Here is a 20,540-nt window from a genome sequence, read left to right on the forward strand (position 1 = left end):
CCTGATGGTTGTTTCGGTTCTGATTCTGAGCATCACCTGACCGGTGTTGAAACGTCTTTTGCCGTTTTCAGGCTATCTTAAATTATCTATCCATTGACTTAAGATTAATTTCTCAGGGGATTTGGCATGACCTGGTTGCAGTTGATCATTGTTCTGGCATTTATTTTCCTGGGAGCCCGGTTGGGCAGCATTGGTATTGGTTTTGCCGGTGCTGTCGGGGTTGTCGTGCTTACCCTGGGGCTTGGGATGAATCCTGGCACCATTCCGGTGGATGTGATCCTTATCATCATGTCTGTCATTGGTGCTGTGGCAGCCATGCAGGTCGCTGGCGGGCTGGATTATCTGGTATTTATTGCGGATAAATTGCTTAGAAGGCGGCCGCAGTACGTGACGTTCCTGGCTCCGGCTATCACTTACTTTATGACGTTGCTGGCTGGCACAGGCCATACGGCTTATTCAACATTGCCGGTTATTGCCGCTGTTGCCCGTGAGAATGGTATTCGCCCATCCCGACCTCTGAGTATTTCGGTGATTGCCTCTCAGGTCGCCATTACCGCCTCTCCGGTCTCCGCAGCTGTGGTGGTATTCAGCGGTATGCTGGAACCCTTTGGTGTTGATTATCTGGATCTGCTCCTGATTTGCATTCCTACCACATTTGTTGCCGTGATGTTGACGTCGCTGGTGTGTAATTACCTTGGCTGTGAACTGCACAAGGATGAAGTGTATCTGCACAAGCTTTCTGAAGGGCTGATTCAACCTGCAGAGGTTGTGGATAATCGAATAAAGCCCGGCGCAAGGATGTCCGTGCTGATTTTTGGCCTGAGCATCCTGGCGGTGGTGGTATATGCGACGTTGGTCAGCGATAAGGTGGGTGTTATTGACAATCCCGTACTGCCCAGAGACAGCGCTATTTTTGCCTTTATGCTCAGTGCAGCGTGCCTGATTACCCTGGTTACCCATATAGATACCAATCACATTCTGAATGCCCAGACTTTCAAGTCGGGTATGAGTGCATGTATCTGTGTTTTGGGCGTTGCCTGGCTGGGTAATACATTTGTTGGTGCCCATCTTGAGAATGTTCAGGAGACCGCCGGGGATATTCTTGATCACTATCCCTGGCTGCTTGCCCTGGCACTGTTTCTGGCGTCCATGTTACTGTATTCCCAGGCCGCAACGACCCGGGCTCTGATGCCAGCCGCCCTGATGATTGTTGACCCGGTGACCGCTATTGCGTCATTTGCTGCCGTGAGTGCCCTGTTTGTTTTGCCAACTTACCCTACCTTGCTTGCAGCGGTCGAGATGGATGAAACAGGTTCTACCCGTATCGGCAAGATGGTGTTTAATCATCCTTTCTTTGTACCTGGAGTGATCTGCATCCTGCTTTGTGTGGTTTTTGGTTTTCTGCTGGCTCCGGTTATTATCTAGGAGCCTGTCGGACTTAAGACTGTCCTACTGCGGTTGCGATAAATTGGTCTAAAAATTCCTGCTTCTTCGTCAAATAGCCCCGCTATTCTCCTCAGAAGCAGAAATTTTTATCCTCAATTTCTCGCAATCCTCGCTACGGACGCTTAAGTCCGACAGGCTCCTGGTTTCAAAAAATAATATTGATCTAAGTGGCAGGGGGAACAGGTATGTTAAATCTTGATACGACAGTGCTCGTGGTTGTCGATGTTCAGGGCAAGCTGGCCACTCTGATGCATGAACATGAGTCACTCTTTGATAATATTGTGACCATGGTTAAAGGGGCCAGATTGCTTGATGTGCCGATTATCTGGCTGGAGCAGGTTCCGGAAAAGCTGGGGGGCACCATTCCTGAACTGGCTGATGAGTTATCGGACTTCAGCCCGGTGAGAAAAACATCCTTCAGTGCCTGTGGTGAGCCTGCTTTTATGTCAGCACTGGAACAGACCGGTGGCAGACAGGTGTTGTTGACCGGCATAGAGACCCATATCTGCGTATATCAGACGGCGATGGACCTTCTTGCCGGAGGCTATGAGGTAGAAGTGCTGGTTGATGGGGTTTCATCAAGAACATTACAGAGCAAAGAGGTGGCTCTGGATAAAATGTCAGCCTTGGGGGCTGATCTGACAACCGTTGAAATGGCGCTGTTTGAACTGATGAAATCTGCCGACGCACCACAGTTTCGTGATGTCGCCAGGCTGATTAAATGATTCGGACCTGAGCCTCAGTAGGCTGAGGCTCATTTTTCGATGTCAGAAGATAAGGTGGGCAATCCCGGCAATAACGGGCAGTGTGACCAGCGTTCTTAGAATAAAAATAATAAATAGCTCAAACAAGGTGACCGGAATCTTGCTTCCCAGGAGCAAAGCACCCACCTCAGACAGGTAAATCAGCTGAGTCAGGGATAATGCCGCAATTACAAACCGGGTCATATCATTGTCAATGGATGCCGCCAGGATAGAGGGCACGAACATATCGGTGAAGCCCACCATCATGGTGGTTGAGGCCGCCTGGGCTTCAGGAATCTGCAACCACTCCAGCAGCGGCAGAAAAGGCATGCCCAGATACTGGAAGACCGGGGTGTATTCGGCAATGATCAGAGCAATGGTACCAATGCCCATCACCACTGGCAGTACCCCAAACACCATATCGATGGCGTTCTTGCCACCATCCTGAATGATCTTCATGGGATTGGTGATTTTTGCGGCTTTCTCCAGTGCCTGCTCCAGACCCCAGGCAAAAGCACTGGTACCCTGAGGAATAATTTCATCATCATCACTGCGGGTTTTGCCGCAGATGAACACGTCTTTTTTTCTGGACAGGGGAGGCAGCTTGGGGACGATAAAAGCGGCAACCAGCCCGGCAAAGCAGACGGTCAGGTAGAAGCGGGTAAACATGTGTTCCAGACCCACCTGGGCAATCACCACCAGTGAAAAGGTAATTGACACAACAGAGAAAGTGGTACCGATCACCGCAGCTTCACGCTGAGTATAATAGGAGGTTTCATATTGCTTGCTGGTCATCAGGATACCAACGCTGCCATCCCCCAGCCATGAGGCAATACAGTCAATAGCTGAACGGCCGGGCAGGTTGAATACTGGTCGCATTATGCGTGTCATCAGGGTGCCCAGCAGCTCCAGCAAGCCAAAGTTCATTAATAGTGGCAGCAAAAGTCCGGCAAAGATAAAGACCGAGAACAGGGTCGGCATCAGGTCATTCAAAACCATGCCGCCAGTGGCTCCTGACCAGATGGCTTGCGGACCAAACTCGAAAAAGCTGGAAAGCACAAAGACCATGCCAGCAACCCTTACCAGGCACCAGAGTGGGGTGATATCAAACAGAGAGTTAAGAAATGGGCGCGTCATTATTGCTTGTGGCTGAAACAGCTTGGTAATGATGGTGATGCATCCGGTAAAGCACACAATAATGGTAATGATGGTGGTCAGCTGGTCTTTGAGCAGCGCTTTTAACCCGCCGGCCAGAAGGGCCACAGGAATGGTAAATTCATCATTAATACTGACCGGAGTGACAAATAGCAACAGACCCATCAGTGATGGAATTAAAAACGTTAACCAGTGACGCAGGCTGGTCTCTCTCTTTTTTACGGCTGTAAACTGCTTCATAACAAGCCCCTGGCTCCTCAAACTCAGCCATGTACGAAAGTATGATTCAAAAACCTCAAATTTCCTGCCCAGCAAATAAATGAGTCAGGAGCGTGGTCGTGGTCTAAATGAATCAGTGCATATCGCAGCCAGTAGGTTTGCTAGCTGTTGATTACACTCTGTTTAGGTTGATTATGCATTATTTCGTAATAAATATTAACTTTCTACCCCGGAAAAGACCTATCTCATTGATTTTTTATTAAATACCAAGGGTTAGTGATACTCATTGCATTGGCTAACGATAGAAATGAGGATGGTGATATTGATATGGGAACCAGAGGGGATAATAAATCAACAAAGCTGCCAACTGCCATATGTCAGTTGGCAATCATTATGAGATATCAATCAGCCCCGATAATAACGCTGTTCGATAAATGGCATTTTACTGACGGTCATTGGCAACTTTTTACCTCTGACCAGTGCATACACTCCTGTTCCCAATGCCGCATAATCAGCGTTGATCAGAGCCATCGCAACCGGTGCCCCAACCGTTGGGCCAAAGGTGCCGGAGGTTACCCGGCCAATAGGATGACCGAGATCATCAACCAGTTCTGCCCCTTCACGAACCGGGGCTCGACTACTGCCAACCAAACCAATGCGTTTGGTGGCCACCTGTCGGGTCTCAATCTGCTGCAGAATTTTTTCGGCTCCGGGGAAACCGCCTGCCCGCTTACCGTCATGACGACGATTTTTACTGATGGCCCACATCAGGCTCGCTTCAATAGGGGTGGTATTGACATCCATATCATGGCCGTAGAGACAGAGGCCCGATTCCAGTCGGAGGGAGTCTCTGGCACCCAAACCAATTAATTCAACCTCCGGATGGTCGAGCAGTAGCCGGGTGATGCGTTCAGCGTCTTTTTCCGGGATGGAAATCTCAAAGCCATCTTCCCCGGTATACCCGGAACGGCTGATAAAACAGGGTGCCCCATCGATGGATAGCTGGCGGGAGTCCATAAAGACCAGTTCAGCCACCTCAGGAACAACCTTTGCCATAACCTCTGCGGCCATGGGTCCCTGAAGAGCAAGCAGTGCCCGGTCATCGAGAACGTCCAGCTTGATACCTTCCGGCAGTCTGGACCGGATATGCTGAATATCCTGCGCCTTGCATGCCGCATTAACCACCAGGTAGAGGCAGTCGTGGTAACGGGTGACCATCAGGTCATCAAGGATACCCCCAGCCTCATCGGTAAACAGGGCGTAACGCTGCCTGCCAATGGCAAGGTCTGCAATATCAACCGGCACCAGGGATTCCAGGAAATAGTCAGCCCCTTCACCGGACAGTTTCAGCTGCCCCATATGGGAGACATCAAAAAGCCCGGCCTTACTGCGTGTATGGATATGCTCATTCTTAACCCCGGATGGGTACTGCACCGGCATTTCATAACCGGCAAAAGGCACTATTTTTGCTCCCCGGGCCAGATGAAGACCATATAACGGGGTTCTTTTCAGGCTTTCAGAAGACGCTTCAGACATACCTCATCTCCATTTATTGATAATTATCAATGCCGGGGCATGAACAGATAAAATTGCGGTCGCCAAAAACGTTGTCGATGCGATTGGCCGCAGGCCAGTATTTCGACTTATGACCGGCAGCTGATGGAAACGCCGCGACCTTCCTGCTGTATGGGCGTTGCCATTCATCTTCCGCCAGGTCTGCCATGGTATGGGGGGCGTTGACCAGAGGGTTGTTGTCCTTTGGCCATGTGCCGTTGGCGACCTGATCAATTTCCTGCTTGATTGAGATCATCGCAGCAATAAAGCGGTCTATTTCTTCCCTGGATTCGGACTCGGTTGGCTCGATCATCAGGGTCCCGGCCACGGGGAAAGACATGGTCGGGGCGTGGAAACCATAATCCATCAGGCGTTTGGCAATATCTTCCTCGGTAATACCGCAGGCTTCTTTGGTTGGACGAATATCAAGGATGCATTCGTGGGCAACGCGGTTGTTTCTGCCCTGGTAGAGAATCGGGTAATGATCACCCAGCCGTTTTGCCATGTAGTTGGCATGCAGGATGGCCAGCTCTGTTGACTCCCGTAGACCCCGGCTGCCGAGCATGGTGATGTACATCCAGCTGATGGGAAGTATGGATGCGCTGCCGTAAGGCGCAGCAGATACAGCGCCAATGCTTTCATTGTGGCCTTCGACCGGGCTTATCGAATGGTTAGGCAGGTAAGGGGCCAGATGGCTCTTGACGCCAATGGGGCCCATACCCGGACCGCCACCACCGTGGGGAATGGCAAAGGTCTTGTGCAGATTGAGATGGGAGACATCGGAGCCGATATCGCCCGGGCGGGAGACACCAACCATGGCGTTCATATTGGCACCGTCCATATAGACCTGGCCGCCATGATCATGAATGATCTGGCAGATGGTGCGAATCTCTTCTTCGTAGACCCCGTGGGTGGAAGGGTAGGTGACCATCAGGGCACAGAGCCGGTCACTGTACTCTTCAGCTTTGGCTCTCAGGTCATTGACATCCACGTTACCGCTATCATCACAGGCGACAATCACAATTTTCATGCCGAGCATCGCCGCTGAAGCGGGATTGGTGCCGTGAGCGGAAGAGGGGATCAGGCAAACATCGCGGTGCTCCTGCCGGTTTGCCCGTTGATAATTACGGATAGCCAGCAGGCCTGTATATTCCCCCTGGGCTCCGGAGTTTGGCTGCATGGAGATGGCGTCATAACCGGTAATCTCCACCAGAGCCTGTTCCAGTTGTCGGATCATGGTCAGGTAACCCGGCACCTGGTCTTTGGGGGTGAAGGGGTGAATACTGGAAAATTCCGGCCAGGAAACCGGCAGCATTTCTGCCGCAGCATTGAGCTTCATGGTGCATGAACCCAGTGGAATCATGCCATGAACCAGTGAGTAATCCCTGTTTTCCAGACGCTTCAGATAACGCATCATATCGGTTTCTGAGTGATGGCTGTTGAATACCGGGTGACTCAGGATGCTGTCTGAACGTCGCAGTTCCGGTGCGAGTCCGATGCTGCTCCGGGTATGAGACAGCTGACTGTTATTGGCCGAGATCTGACGGTCAATGGAGGCAATATTCAGCTCTTTGCCGTCACCCATAAAGATATTGAACAGTTCAATAATGTCTTCAGAGCGGGTGGTTTCATCAAGGCTGACACCCAGGCGGTCAGAACCGATTCGGCGCAGGTTACAACCATATTTCAGCGCCCGCTGGATAATGGTTTCCTGCTCACTGCCTACCTTGAAGGTCAGGGTATCAAAGAAGGTTTGGTTGCACTGGAAACCCATTTCAGTGAGTCCATGATGAAGGATTCGGGTCAGGCGGTGTACGCGTTCTGCAATGGTTTTTAACCCTTCCGGACCGTGGTAGACCCCATAAGCGGCCGCCATGTTGGCCAACAGAGCCTGGGCGGTACAGATATTGGAGGTGGCTTTTTCCCGGCGAATATGCTGCTCACGGGTCTGCATGGCCATACGCAGGGCGGTATTGCCACGGCTGTCTTTGGATACCCCGATAACCCGGCCGGGGATTGAGCGTTTCAGTTTACCGGTGGTGGCAAAAAAGGCAGCGTGGGGGCCGCCAAAGCCCATGGGCACGCCAAAGCGCTGGCTGTTACCCAGAACAATATCAGCGCCAAGTTCCCCGGGGGATTTCAGTAATGTCAGGGCCAGCAGATCCGTGGCTACTGAAACCATGGCACCCTGTTGCCGGGCCATGGTGGCAATGCTCTCAACATCTGTGATGTTACCGTAGGTGCCCGGATACTGAAGCTGCACACCAAATACATCGTGATTGCCCAGCTCGGTATGGGGGTTGCCAACAATAACGTTGATGCCCAGCCAGTCGGCACGGGTTTTCATCACATCAATGGTTTGTGGGTGCACGTCATCGGCCACAAAGAATGTTTGTGAGGCCGCCTTGCTGCGTCCCACGCTGCGCAGGCAGAGGGTCATGGCTTCGGCAGCGGCAGTTGCTTCATCCAGAAGGGAGGCATTGGCAACTTCCATACCCGTGAGGTCCATAACCATCTGCTGGAAGTTCAGCAGCATTTCCAACCGGCCCTGGGAGATTTCGGGCTGATAAGGGGTATAGGCGGTATACCAGCCGGGGTTTTCCAGCAGATTACGCAGAATGACATTGGGCACTTCGGTGTTGTAATAGCCCATGCCAATGTACGACTTATTCACTGTATTTTGCCGGGCCAGGTCATAGAGCCCGGCCAGTGCCTGCTGCTCTGTTTTTCCCGCAGGCAGTGCTAACTCCCGATTTAACCGGATGCTGCCCGGAACGGTGTCATTGATCAGCTCTGCCAGCGATTTAAGCCCGAGACTTGCCAGCATGGCCTGCTGCTCTTGCTGGTCAGAGCCTGTGTGACGATGGGTAAAGGCATCGTTATGTTCCAGTTCTGCCAGTGTCGGCAGAGTAGAAGTGTGTTCAACGGCCATGTTGTCGTCCTGTTGTCACTATTACGTTATTTTAATAAAAATTTTTTGAACTGACGGATTTGTTGTTAAAGACAAAGGTCAGTAGTGGAAATAAAAGACAAATGTTGTTTTCGGTTCGGGTTTCAGCACATCACGACATTAACAGCCAAGCCACCGGTGGCAGTCTCTTTGTATTTATCCTGCATATCCAGCCCCGTCTGACGCATGGTTTCAATGACGTCATCAAGGGATACCCGGTGCTGCCCGTCACCTTTCAGGGCCAGGCGGGCCGCATTGATGGCCTTGACAGCGCCCATGGTATTGCGCTCAATACAGGGAACCTGTACCAGACCGGCTATCGGGTCACAGGTCAGGCCCAGGTTGTGCTCCATGCCTATTTCAGCGGCATTTTCAATCTGGCGGTTATTGCCGCCCATGACGGCGCACAGAGCGCCTGCCGCCATGGAACAGGCCACCCCGATTTCCCCCTGACAACCCACTTCGGCGGCCGAGATTGAGGCGTTCTTTTTATAGAGCATGCCAATGGCAGCAGCGGTGGCCAGAAAGGTCACAATACCCGCTTCACTGCTACCCGGAACAAAACGATCGTAATAGGCAAGAACCGCCGGAATAACACCGGCTGCACCATTGGTTGGCGCGGTAACGACACGACCACCAACGGCGTTCTCTTCATTGACGGCGATGGCAAACAGGTTGACCCAGTCCATGACTTCCAGGTGATCCTGCTGGTCTTCCGGGCGGTTCAACAGTTCCTGGTGCAGCTGATGTGCACGACGATTGACGTTCAGACCACCAGGAAGTACCCCGGTCTGCTCACAGCCACGGTTGATGCAGCGGTCCATTACCCGCCAGATATTCAGCAACGCTGGTTGGATCTGGTCAGATCTTCCCAGATGTTGTTCATTCTCCAGGACAATTTCACCGATGGAGAGTCCGGTTCTGTCTCCGATATCCAGAAGGTCCTGGGCGTTATTGAACGGAAAGGGGACCTGAATGTCCGTTGCCGAAGTCGTCTGCTCGGTTTCCTCTTCATTCAGTACGAACCCTCCGCCCACGGAGTAATAATTGTCATGAAAAAGCTCGAGGCCTGCTGCATCAAAGGCTCTCAGGGTCATACCGTTAGGGTGCTTGGCAAGGGAGTGACCATGCAAAAAGTGAAGGTGTTGATCTTCAACGAAAGGAATCGGATATTGGCCAGCAAGTATCAACTCACCGGTGCTGCGGACATTGTTGATCAATGCCGGAGCCTGGTCAGGATCGAGCTGGTCCGGTTTTTCGCCCATAAGGCCCAGCATCACGGCCGTGTCGGTGGCATGGCCTGCACCGGTCATGGCCAGGGAACCGTAGAGCTCAATACGAATCTGACGGGTATTCTCAAGCTGCCCCTGTTGGAGCAGGGCGTCAAGGAAGCGGTTGGCGGCTACCATTGGACCCACAGTATGGGATGAGGAAGGCCCTACACCAATCTTGAACAAATCGAGAATACTTAAGCTCATCGCCATGACTCCATTTGTTGGTATATTTTTGTGATATCTGCTTTCAGGGCTATTTTTTTGTTATTTATCAAAAAGAAAGATGGTCATAAGAGCCATTAATAGAAACCAGCCTGAAACCAGGCATCAATGGGTTATTAACGGGTTTTGACCAGATCACTGAATTCCTGACGGCAAGCGTAACAATACCTTCCTCTCACATCAATAAACAAGTTTTCAATAAGGAACAAATTTTCACAGCGAGCTGATGGTGATGGTAACAAGTTGCATGTAAGTCCTCTCCTGCCAAAATGCCAAATTTTGCCAATATCTGCTAATATTCAGTCATAAGATGATAAAGGAGACAATTATGGCCACACTCAATATTTCATTACCCGACCAGCTCAGAGACTGGGTTGCCCAGCAGGTTAAACAAGGCGAATACTCAAGCGCCAGCGACTATCTGAGGGACCTGATCCGCAACGACAAACGCCAGCAAGAGCGGTCGGCCAAATGGTTAAAAGGGCATCTGGAGCCCATCTTGAATACACCGGAAGACGAGTTTCAATCATTCAACGCTGATGACATCAAGGCAAGAGCCAGAAAGAGACTGAACAATTCCGGAGGTGATGAGTGAGCGAACTCTACCGCTTTCACCCGGTAGCCATTGCTCAGCAGGAAGAAATCTGGCTCTTTACCTATAAACATTGGGGAGAAAAACAGGCCGATCTTTACATTGATGGACTGCATCAATATTTAACCAGCGTCGCCAGAAACCACGCTCTACTGAAAGCGCTACCGGAGAGCATCATCAGTGGCGTCAGTTTTTTGCGTTATAAGAAGCACTATGTATTTGTAAAATCCTCCGATGGTGCGCAATCGGAAGTTTTATACGTCCTGTCTATTTTGCACAGCAGTATGGACTTACCAGCACGTTTAAATGAGTTGCTTGATGAGTTATAGAAAGCAGCCTGCGGGAGAGGAGTGCTTCTTTCTCAGTTGGTTGATGGGGCGGCGATGTTGGGAGGAAGTTCAAGATGCAAGACCCCAGCTTTTGGGGCGGACCATATATGATACCGGTTATGCACTGGAGTGTGATTTTTTACCTGAACATTAAACCTGTTTGCCAGTTAGCCAGTCAGCAGCTGCTTCCAGTGGGTTGGCGGCCATTTCCCATTTCACTTTCTCTCCGGACTGCTTGATGATACCCCACTGTCCGGGTTGAAAGAATGAACGACAGATAACCAGCTTTTCATCGGATGCCAGATGATTGGTTGCTACAGAGTCCTGACAGGCAATGTAAAGCTGGCTGGTGAGGTCATAGTCCACAATCTGTTTTTCCTGCCAGCCTTCCGGCGTTTCCGGTAGACCATCCTGAAACAGCACTGCAATGTGTTGATCAATCATGTAGTAGTGCATTGCTCTGGAAGCAAAACCATGACCGGATACGCCAAAGACGACCATGCTTGGGCACTGACCAGTTAGTAACTGGTTCAGATAGAACTGGAAATGATAGGGGTCGGGCAGGGATGGAGCTGTCGTGAACAGCGGTGAATGGGGGATTTGCTGAAGTTTACCGATAAATTTGTGATGTAACGGTGGACAGGGCAGCCCCTCGCTGGTCAGGAGTGCAACAGCCGATTGATAACAGTTACGGCCCGCTTCGTGCTCAAACATAACTATAAACCTTGTGATTGTCCCTGGACGGATAATAGATAGCTGTCGGGTGCATGGTGGCGCTGGAATTGCGCAGCATTCAATCCTGTGGACGGATCTCTCCATTGTTGCCAATTCTCAATAACCCGGCCATTGCTTGCCAGCATGGAGGCATGGCTCTGCAGTTCTTTCACACGGCTGACCGTAGACTTTGCTTCCTCTCGGGTTATCAATCCATCCATTTGCTGGTGAATCTGCGCCGGGGTGATTGACATCAGTTTCTCATAGACTCTGGCATCAATCACCGAAGGTAACCCTGCGGTACTTCCTGCAAACCGGCGAAATCCTCCGGGCTTTGAAGGGGTGCGTACCTGATGGAGGCCAGGGTAGAAACCCATGTCATTATCAATCAGCGTAACCTTACCGTCTTCCGGATCGATAAACAGGTTGCCTGGATGACGATCCTGCTGGGCACAGATTCCATCAAGCCATTCTGCACTGTTGAGCTGTTCCTGAATCTTTGCTGCTTTTTGAGGCTGGCTATCGTCTTCAACCGGGGTCCAGTTATATTGGTTAGTACTTTGGTCGTAAGGCTTGACACCTTTGGCCACATCCATCAGTACGCCGACTTGTCCGTCGTGCACCGTCAGCTCCATCTCAGGCATCAGTCCGGTTCCCAGCAGGTTGTCAAATTTTGCTGCTGCAAAGTTGCGTGTGGCAAATCTTGGTTTGCTTTTATCAAGATAGTTTTTTGCGCCAGTAATGGAATCAAATGGGCAAGGATCAACAGGGTCATCACCTTTAAAGATTTTTCGACCACCCCGGTGCTGGTCTGAAACTGGAGTTTAGTCACTGAGTGAATAGCACCTGAACCAAAATTTTGATCAGACCCCCGTATCAGTTGGCTATCGTTAAAGGAGCTGAAATGCTTGACCATAGTAGGCGTCAGGTCGTATCCAAGTCGTTTAAGCTCCATAGCCTGAGTCAGATCCAGTGAGCCTGCAACACTGGCAACTCCCGGATCATCCATAACCTGAAGCATCAGCTTCTGTTCATTGTGAAAGGTTCGCAATAACCCGTTCAGTTGTTGGAATTCTGTTGGATGCATGATTCCGCCTTGCTGATTAAGCAGCTGGCTCAGCTCGTTAAAACCTTTCTGCAAATTATCAATGACCTGCCTGCCCTGCTGCTCAATTTCACCTTTGTTGGTTGCCAATGGTTGCTTAATGGCTTGACTGTGCAGAGAAATATGGTTGCTGACCTGACCAAGCTGACCGCCTTTTACCAGTAGTGCATGGTTTTTTCCCCAGGGGGTTTTACCCTGATTATGAGCAGACCAGGCTGCATTCAATATGTCTCTGGAGACCTGCTGGGGCTGCTGAAATTGAGCGGTTACCCGCTCCCTGGAAACCAGGCGGCGGTACTTTTTATTTTTGTACAGTGCAGCTCCTTCACCGGATGCTTTCTGGCGTTGTGGTAATTGAGTTCTTTTGGATTTTGATGATGATGCGGTTGGATTGACATGATTTTGTGGAGAAACCGTCTTTGCTCCACGCATGTGAACAGATTTTTTGGGGGGCGGCCAGATGCTTGTTGATGAATATGTTTGGTTGCCTTATTGGGAGCAACGGTACGATTAAAAGCTGCTCCAATTTTTTTTATACGACTTTTGACAGAACCAAACAGCGACGCATGATTCTGCCGATTGACTCCCTCTAAACCCGCCATTCCCTTTCCCTGCTTATAAAAAAACTTTTTTTTAATTGCGCTAAATAGTATAGCGAAACCAAAAAAAAACAGTTACAGGCCTTGAATCTTGCAGACTAGGAGGCTGACCGAGAATAGCGCCCGTAGCGAGGATGGCAGAAAATTGAGGATAAAAATTCGGTTTTGTGAGGTGAATAGCGGGGCTATTTGCCGAACAAAAGCGAATTTTTAGACCAATTTGCTGCCACCGCAGTAGGGCAGTCTATTCTTGGTCAGCCTCCTAAGTAACAGCCCGAATCGTTCCGTTTAATCCCTGATGATTATCCCACAGGCAGGTGCTAGAATCCGGCCAGACTTTCAGCCGGGAGCTTTCTCAGAGCATCTTTTCCAGCGCACCGACATAAGGTAGTTATCCTTGCCCGCACGGTGTTAAGAGAACTGCCTGAGATTGACCCACGCCCTATTGAACCACTATCTATTAGGAGCTCCACTTGCTTTCCCGATCTCTGAAGCGATCATTGATACCTGCCATCATTGTGCTGGTGGCGGTATTTCTGGTGTTGAGTACGCGGCCCAGGCTGAATAGCTTTCAGGGACAGGTTATGGGAACGACCTATAACGTCAGTTATGTAGCGACTCTGTTCAGTCATCCGGTAAAGGATGTGTCTGCTGTAGTTCAGGATGCTCTGGCTGATGTGGATCAACGGATGTCAACCTATAAGCCTGACTCTGAGCTGATGCAGTTTAACCGGGCCCCTATAGGGGAGCCATTTAAACTGTCCAGTGATATTGTTCAGCTGGTTCAGCAAGCCAGGGCGATTTCTGATCTGTCGGATGGAGCCTACGATATTACCGTAGGCCCCCTGGTGAACCTGTGGGGCTTTGGCCCGACACAATGGGTTGCCGTCAACGACAGTCACGAGGATAGTGACTCCCACCCACTGGCCAATGCTCCGGAGTTTGTTAAATGGATAGAGGACCAGTATCCGGGCCATATTCCCGAGGCAACCGCTATTCAGGAAGCCCTGGCCAAGGTTGGTTATCAGAGTCTGAAAGCGGATCCTGAAGGCTCAACCCTGACCCGTGAAAAGGCGTTGTTTGTTGATCTGAGTTCCATCGCCAAGGGCTATGGTGTTGATCAGGCGGCAGCGGCTCTCAGGGCTCAGGGTATTGATGACTTTATGGTAGAGGTGGGTGGCGAAGTGCTGGTTCAGGGTGTCAAGCCGAATGGCACCCCCTGGCGATTGGCGGTGATCGGTCCTGAAATGGGAAAAAACGGCGTATCAGCATTGGTTGAGCCTCTGGACAAGGCACTGGCAACCTCTGGTGATTATCTGAATTTTTTTGAAGTCGATGGCAAGCGTTACTCACATACCATTAATCCCGTTACCGGCTGGCCTGAAGCCAAGCGGGTAGCGGAAGTGGCTGTCATTGCCGATACCTCGGCCCGAGCCGATGCCCTGGCCACCATGTTTATGGTGCTGGGGGATGAGAAAGGACTGGAACTGGCGAACAGGCTGGGTATTGCGGCACGTTTTGCCTATTATACGGATGAAGGATTTGCAACGGTAACCAGTGAGGCCTTTAAGCCTTACCTGGTTCAACAGCCATGAACCACCTTGAGCGGGAAATAGCGCTTCTATAAACAGGTTCCGTGTATCACCTGAACCCTTTCATGGTAAATAATGGAGGAATCAGTCATGACCATTATGCTGATTACATTTTGTACTTTTCTGGTACTCATTGCGGCTATGGCAGTGGGTGTGATTTTTGCCAATAAGCCGATTAAAGGCTCCTGTGGTGGCCTTAGTAATCTTGGCCTGAAGGACAGCTGTGTCATTTGTGGCGGCGGCGACAAAACAGATCCTCTTTCCGAGGTGAATGATGACCTGTTTTATGACGCGACGGCTGCAAATCAGAGTGAAAAGGCGTAATCGTTTCTGGTTACGCTTGTGTTTTGTTGGTTGTCGACACCAGTGACAGCCTTCTGGTGTAAAGCTTTTGGACACTCAAAGTATAAGCTGTAAAAAAGAATAAACGGATAATGTTTTGGAACCGGGGGAATCGAATAAATGGGTGTCAGTAAATACGATTTGGTCATCCTTGGGTCGGGGCCTGCGGGTGAGGGGGCGGCCATGAATGCCGTCAAGCTTGGTAAAAAGGTCGCTGTCGTTGAGCAGTTTAACTTTGTCGGTGGCAGCTGTACTCATCTGGGTACGATTCCATCCAAGGCTCTGCGCCACTCTGTCAAACAGATCATGGATTTCAATACCAACTCCATGTTTCGTGAGATTGGTGATCCCCGCTGGTTCAGCTTTCCCAAAGTATTGAAAAGGGCGGAATCGGTGATTCAGAAGCAGGTGCAGTCCCGTACCATGTACTATGCCCGGAATCGCATTGATCTCTACTTTGGCCGTGGTGTCTTTATTGATGAGCACACTCTGGAGGTGACTGAGCCCAGCGGGAATACGGAACGTCTGTTCGGGTCCAACTTTCTGATTGCCACCGGGTCCCGTCCCTACCACCCACCCGGTGTCGACTTCCACCATCCCAGGGTTTTTGATAGCGATACCATCCTGGAGCTGTCCTCTACGCCCCGACGCATGATTATCTACGGTGCCGGTGTTATCGGCTCTGAATATGCCTCGATATTCTCTGGTCTGGGCGTGCTGGTGGATTTGATTGATACCCGTGAGCGGCTGTTGTCGTTTCTTGATAAAGAGATTTCCGATGCCCTGAGCTATCAGCTGCGCAAAATGAACGTCATTATTCGCCATAATGAAGAGTTCCAGAAACTTGAGACCATGGATGATTGCGTGGTGCTGCACCTCAAGTCGGGCAAGAAACTCAAGGCCGACATGTTGCTCTGGGCCAATGGCCGGACAGGCAATACCCAGGCAATGGGGCTGGAAATGATCGGCCTTAAGCCCGATGGCCGTGGCCAGTTAAGTGTTAATGAAAGCTATCAGACCTCATTACCCCATATTTATGCGGCGGGTGACGTCATTGGCTGGCCCAGTCTGGCCAGTGCCGCTTATGACCAGGGACGCTCGGCGGCAGCACACCTCTGTAACAGTGAGGACTGGCACTTTGTCAATGAAGTGCCTACGGGAATCTACACCATCCCGGAAATCAGCTCGGTGGGTTGCACCGAAGAAGAACTGACGGCAGATGCCATTCCCTATGAAGTGGGCAAGGCGTTTTTCTCCAGGCTGGCCAGGGCGCAAATCACTGGCGAGGTGGTTGGCATGCTGAAGATTCTTTTCCACCGGGATACCCAGGAAGTGTTGGGCATTCACTGTTTTGGTGACCAGGCTTCGGAGATTATCCATATCGGTCAGGCGGTGATGCGGCAAGAGGGCAAGGCCAATTCACTCCGTTATTTCCTGAATACCACATTTAACTATCCGACCATGGCGGAAGCCTACCGTGTTGCTGCCCTGGATGGGCTGAACCGATTGTTTTGATCCTGCTTAATCGACTTATCATCCCAGCTGCCTCCGGAGTTTGAACGCTTCCGGGTGCGGCTGACGTTCCGGAACACCCTTTTTAGCCTAATCATTCAAACAGAGGGTGACTCTGTTTGTTATACTAAGAACGTTTCTGAGGCAGGACTTGAATTTTGCTTTTATGCAAAGACCTGCCACCGTTTCCCGCCTCCTCTTTTTGCCGCCTTTTTCTCTTATCACCGTAAACGACCAGAGTTGTGAACCATGAAAGACCTGCCCCCAGCTTTCGTGACCCCGGCTTTCAACATTTACCGGGACCCCGCTACCAGCCTGCGAGAAACAATGGCTAAACGACAGGTGTGGCTGGTTCTATTGATATCTCTACTATCCCTACAGCTCACTTTTGCAGATATTCCCAAAGGCAACCCTCAGCCTAACGCCGCAGGTGTGGTCACCCTGCGCGGCTGGGACGCCAAACTGGGGGCAGGTATCACCTGGGAAGCAAGCGCAAAGTACTTGTTGTTCAGCGGAAGTTCCGCTGGTTCTCAAGCAGAATGGACAATCAAAGGTCTGGAGAACATTTCTTACGATGTAAACCTTTTGCTCAGAAATGTCCCTGCCAGCTCTGAAGGCAAGAGCGTTCAGTTACAAATTGGTCCGGAAACCCTTCAATTCACTCTACCCCAGACAAGTGGCGACTTAACCAGTATCAAATTGGGCACGGCTACGCCCGGCGAAGGAGAGCACAAAGCATTTTTACAAGGTTTGGATGACTACAATGACAGTTTGATGGAAGTTTATCGTATCGTCCTGACTCCGGGCACGATCCAGCGGTGGTGGAATCCCCTCGGCCAGACATGGGAGACGAAGAGGCCCCCTTTAATGCTCGGAGCCCAATGGTATACCGGCAATGGTAACTTCGACACGCCATCGCCAATGAAAGATGTGGATGATGTCCGTCTTAACCGTAAAGGTTATGCAATTGTAACCACCGAGAAGCTTAGAAAAAATCTGACAAAGTTAAATGACTTTATCGCCCATAAAGAAGCCCTCGGCTTTACCGTATATGTTGTCACTGAAAAGGATCACGGTGGCGGTCATGGTGCCTATGCGGCGGATAACATACGTACCTGGCTGCGTAATAACTATCAGAGCAAGGATATTCTGTATGTCCTTATGGTCGGTGATCCCGATATTTACCAGGGCGATGTGCCGATGGCCATTGCCAAAGGCGGTATCTCACGCTTTGAACGCCAAGCTAAAGTCGATGCGGGTGAAGTTAAAGATTGGTACGAATATACCTATGGGGTAGCGGCTACCGACCATTACTACGTGGACCTGGTGAATGAAACGATTGATGCCGATGGCGATGGCGTTCTCTACAGTAATGGCGATTGGGGTAAAGGGCATTCAGGGCAGTGGAGTGTCCTCGTTGGGCGTATCCAGGTGGCGGGTGAAGGCAGTCAGTTTGGTAAGTACAGTGATGTGGATGCGATTTTGCAGAAGTTTATCGACTACGAAAACGAGGCCGATACCACCTGGCGCTACAGACCGGATATCAACGACACAACCTGGAATATCAATGCTGCTCTCTACGAATTTGCAGGCGTTGAGTATCGGGTTCGCGGAGGCGTTGTTGGCGATGGTCACGTGCCGACGGATTTCCAACAGTGGCAGAATGACCACTTCCTGACCAACTACGATATTGGCTATATCCGTACCGGTGGCCATGGTACACCCACCTGGACACAAGGCGGCCTCAGTGTCGATCTCTCACGCAACCATGGTAACAATGTCCACCCGTACTTATCCGAGATCGGCTCCTGTGAAGCCTGTGAAGTTGGTTTCGACAATAACCTTTGTGCCTCACAGTTGCGTTATGGATCCATTGGTGTCATGGGAGGGACTCGCCCGGTGGCGTCACTTGGCAAAAATAATGGTATTGGTGAACCGTTCTACCGTCATAGCCGCTTCGATATTTTCACCAAAGGTGAGCCTATGGGACTGGCACATTGGCATAGAATGTGTGATGGGCATCGGAGTCTCACAGGAAGTGATATTCTCTGGACACTCAATGGCGATCCGTCCGTCCAGGTGATTCCACAGGCGATGAAGCCAACGTACCCGATCATCGCCCGCCCGACGCAGGAAGTCGTCTATGACTGGGATGGTAATGGCAAATTACCACATCAGGAATACGACATTACCAACAACACAGATGTAAGTCAGACTCTGTCAATTCAAGCAGACAGTCCGTGGTTAAGCCTTGACAGGACATCTGCTTCACTGGCAGCAGGTGAAACGATCACTGTCACTGCTACAGCGAATACTGCCGCCGTGAACCTTGATGAAGGTCAGTCAGTCGCTCATATCTATATCAAGGAAACCGGTGGTTATACCACAACCCGGAAATTCAATTTCTTTAAACGAACACCTCACGTCGATGGTCTAATCGACTTCGACCATGTTGTTTCAGGTCAATCACAGACACTGGGTTCTGGTGGCGCGAAAGCGGCAGTCAATGAGGCAGCGGTCGTTTCCGGTGGCGTCAGTGGCAAGGCGTACGACACATCTATCGACCCCCATGGCCTGGTGATCGGCAATGATGTAATACCCTCTGCACGCCATCACAGCATGACACTCTCTTTTTGGTTTAATTCCGCCCAGGCGATCAGTTCTAACGTTAATTTACTCCATGGTTCTTATGATAAGGAGTCACTCAACATTGATATCGTCAACCATGGTACTGGCATAAAAATGCACTGGCCATCTTCACAATTGGCCGGTGCCATAGAATGGAATGAAATCGACGCCAAATACACCAATGAAGGGGCTGTAGACATTGCAACAGGGACCTGGCATCAGGTAACCATGGTCCATGAATATGGCGGTATCAACAAGCTCTTCTTCGATGGTCAGCTCATCGATTCCGCCCCCCCACGTGGGCTATACCTATAACTTTAACAGTCTGACTTTCGGCAAGGGCTTTAACGGTCTCATCGATGAGATTCAAAGTTTTAACTATGCCCTGAATGACGCTCAGGTTGCTGCCAATTATCAACGGACTCAACCGGTCCCGATTGCGCCTGCTTATAACGGTATTGTTGCTGCGGGAGATGTTCGATTTGACTGGACAAGCGTGCACGGTGCGGCAGGTTATGAACTCTTTGTCAGTTCAAACAAAACGGATGTTGATAACCCGGACAGTGGCTTGGCAGCTGCCTGGACAGGCAGCCCTACTGAAGTTGTACAGACGGTTAACGACACCGACCAGGTTTTCTGGCGAGTGGATGCCATTATGGCTGACGCCAGCCGTAACCGGGGCGATACCTCCAGCTTCCGAAAAGTGGCTTCTGGCTATGTGGCTCATACCAACCAGGCTCCGGTGGTCACTCAGTCAACCATTGACCTTGGTACGATTGAGGGAAGTAAACCCTTTGGACCTTTTGATCTCAGCCAATACTATAGCGATCCTGAGGGAGGTGAACTCCTCGTCTTCCAGAAAAATACCGCCACTGGTACTTATGGGCCATGGGGTGGTGCCTTTTCAGCGGGTTTGAACGTTCATGGTAGTGGTCAGGTTTACTCTAATGAGGGTGTAACGAATGCGGACGCACAGACCATAAACCTCAAGGTTGTCGACGACCGGGGTCAGGAAACGTTCTTTGACTTGAATTACCAGGTTGAGCAGGCTCCGAAATTCACCAGCAATGCTTTTCTGGTAATGGAGGATACGGCGGTCAACACTGTCGTTACGACGCTCACTGCAACGGATGCCAACCGTGGCGACACAACCGTCATCTATTCTGCAGTGGGCGGTGATGGACTCAGTCATTTCGCAGTTGCCCCTGATGGTACTGTGACCCTAATAGCAGCTTTGGACTTTGACCTGAAACCTTCATACAGCCTCGTTGCCAGTGCAACCGATGAGCACGGCTACTCTTCTGAACAGACCTTTACCATTTCAATTGGCAACACTGTGGGGCTGCCGCTGCTTACTACTCATTCGACGTCTTTTGCAGGCGCTACGCTGACCGACTCTGGCTTATCTGCGGATATCCCTGATAGCTCACTGGCTTCTATTACCATCGATGAGGTTAATGATCAGTAATTCCCACAACGACTGAAAGCCCGCTGTTCCCAAGGTCTGGAAGCTTACAGGACAATTTCAGCTACGCAGTCTAAAATAGATGATGCTTTTGGCAAA

The 20,540-nt window shown here is 50.7% G+C and carries 16 protein-coding genes; 9 read left to right on the top strand and 7 right to left on the bottom strand.

Going from position 1 to position 20,540, the window contains the following annotated elements; all coding sequences use genetic code 11:
* Window positions 1-126: 126 nt before the first annotated feature.
* Both O3276_RS23895 and O3276_RS23900 read left to right on the top strand, forming a co-directional pair.
* Window positions 127-1,425: an anaerobic C4-dicarboxylate transporter gene (locus tag O3276_RS23895; RefSeq protein ID WP_269673546.1), complete on the top strand. Its 1,299-nt coding sequence runs from the start codon at window positions 127-129 to the stop codon at window positions 1,423-1,425.
* 206 nt (window positions 1,426-1,631) lie between these two features.
* Entirely contained in the window at window positions 1,632-2,171 is a 540-nt protein-coding gene (locus O3276_RS23900) for a hydrolase (RefSeq protein WP_269673547.1), read from the top strand.
* A gap of 42 nt (window positions 2,172-2,213) precedes the next feature.
* On the opposite strand, the gene O3276_RS23905 is transcribed toward O3276_RS23900, so the two are convergent.
* From O3276_RS23905 to O3276_RS23920, 4 genes are all read right to left on the bottom strand, one after another.
* Window positions 2,214-3,584: a YjiH family protein gene (locus tag O3276_RS23905; protein WP_269673548.1), complete on the bottom strand. Its 1,371-nt coding sequence runs from the start codon at window positions 3,582-3,584 to the stop codon at window positions 2,214-2,216.
* Between the two features lie 384 nt (window positions 3,585-3,968).
* On the bottom strand, window positions 3,969-5,099 hold the full coding sequence (gcvT, locus tag O3276_RS23910) for a glycine cleavage system aminomethyltransferase GcvT (RefSeq protein ID WP_269673549.1): 1,131 nt from the start codon (window positions 5,097-5,099) through the stop codon (window positions 3,969-3,971).
* A 13-nt stretch (window positions 5,100-5,112) separates the two neighbouring features.
* Complete coding sequence (gene gcvP / locus O3276_RS23915; RefSeq protein WP_269673550.1) at window positions 5,113-8,049, bottom strand: aminomethyl-transferring glycine dehydrogenase; 2,937 nt, start codon at window positions 8,047-8,049, stop codon at window positions 5,113-5,115.
* A 122-nt stretch (window positions 8,050-8,171) separates the two neighbouring features.
* The gene (locus tag O3276_RS23920) at window positions 8,172-9,545 is read right to left on the bottom strand and encodes an L-serine ammonia-lyase (RefSeq protein ID WP_269673551.1); all 1,374 of its coding nucleotides are present in this window, start codon (window positions 9,543-9,545) and stop codon (window positions 8,172-8,174) included.
* Window positions 9,546-9,891: 346 nt separating this feature from the next.
* On the opposite strand from O3276_RS23920, the gene O3276_RS23925 reads away from it, so the two are divergent.
* Window positions 9,892-10,158, top strand: a complete 267-nt coding sequence (locus tag O3276_RS23925; RefSeq protein WP_269673552.1) for a type II toxin-antitoxin system ParD family antitoxin — start codon at window positions 9,892-9,894, stop codon at window positions 10,156-10,158.
* A complete protein-coding gene (locus tag O3276_RS23930; protein WP_269673553.1) occupies window positions 10,155-10,484 on the top strand; it encodes a type II toxin-antitoxin system RelE/ParE family toxin in 330 nt (109 codons plus the stop codon). Before O3276_RS23925 ends, O3276_RS23930 begins: the two co-directional genes overlap by 4 nt.
* A 150-nt stretch (window positions 10,485-10,634) precedes the next feature.
* On the opposite strand, the gene O3276_RS23935 is transcribed toward O3276_RS23930, so the two are convergent.
* The 3 genes from O3276_RS23935 to O3276_RS23945 are packed head-to-tail and all read right to left on the bottom strand — an operon-like array spanning window position 10,635 to window position 12,735.
* Complete coding sequence (locus O3276_RS23935) at window positions 10,635-11,198, bottom strand: hypothetical protein (protein ID WP_101745668.1); 564 nt, start codon at window positions 11,196-11,198, stop codon at window positions 10,635-10,637.
* A 2-nt stretch (window positions 11,199-11,200) separates the two neighbouring features.
* The gene (locus O3276_RS23940) at window positions 11,201-11,842 is read right to left on the bottom strand and encodes a hypothetical protein (protein ID WP_269673554.1); all 642 of its coding nucleotides are present in this window, start codon (window positions 11,840-11,842) and stop codon (window positions 11,201-11,203) included.
* On the bottom strand, window positions 11,842-12,735 hold the full coding sequence (locus O3276_RS23945) for a hypothetical protein (protein ID WP_269673555.1): 894 nt from the start codon (window positions 12,733-12,735) through the stop codon (window positions 11,842-11,844). Before O3276_RS23945 ends, O3276_RS23940 begins: the two co-directional genes overlap by 1 nt.
* 640 nt (window positions 12,736-13,375) lie before the next feature.
* Here O3276_RS23945 and O3276_RS23950 point away from each other — a divergent pair.
* The 5 genes from O3276_RS23950 (at window position 13,376) to O3276_RS23970 (ending at window position 20,444) form a co-directional block, all read left to right on the top strand.
* A complete protein-coding gene (locus tag O3276_RS23950) occupies window positions 13,376-14,497 on the top strand; it encodes an FAD:protein FMN transferase (protein ID WP_269673556.1) in 1,122 nt (373 codons plus the stop codon).
* An 87-nt stretch (window positions 14,498-14,584) separates the two neighbouring features.
* The gene (nqrM, locus tag O3276_RS23955; protein ID WP_269673557.1) at window positions 14,585-14,818 is read left to right on the top strand and encodes a (Na+)-NQR maturation NqrM; all 234 of its coding nucleotides are present in this window, start codon (window positions 14,585-14,587) and stop codon (window positions 14,816-14,818) included.
* 138 nt (window positions 14,819-14,956) lie between these two features.
* Complete coding sequence (gene sthA / locus O3276_RS23960; protein ID WP_269673558.1) at window positions 14,957-16,351, top strand: Si-specific NAD(P)(+) transhydrogenase; 1,395 nt, start codon at window positions 14,957-14,959, stop codon at window positions 16,349-16,351.
* 246 nt (window positions 16,352-16,597) lie between these two features.
* On the top strand, window positions 16,598-19,291 hold the full coding sequence (locus O3276_RS23965) for a LamG-like jellyroll fold domain-containing protein (RefSeq protein ID WP_269673559.1): 2,694 nt from the start codon (window positions 16,598-16,600) through the stop codon (window positions 19,289-19,291).
* Window positions 19,245-20,444, top strand: coding sequence for a cadherin repeat domain-containing protein (locus O3276_RS23970; protein WP_269673560.1), 1,200 nt, complete (start codon window positions 19,245-19,247; stop codon window positions 20,442-20,444). Before O3276_RS23965 ends, O3276_RS23970 begins: the two co-directional genes overlap by 47 nt.
* Window positions 20,445-20,540: the final 96 nt, after the last annotated feature.

The sequence above is a fragment of the Endozoicomonas sp. GU-1 genome (genome assembly GCF_027366395.1).
Lineage (GTDB): Bacteria > Pseudomonadota > Gammaproteobacteria > Pseudomonadales > Endozoicomonadaceae > Endozoicomonas.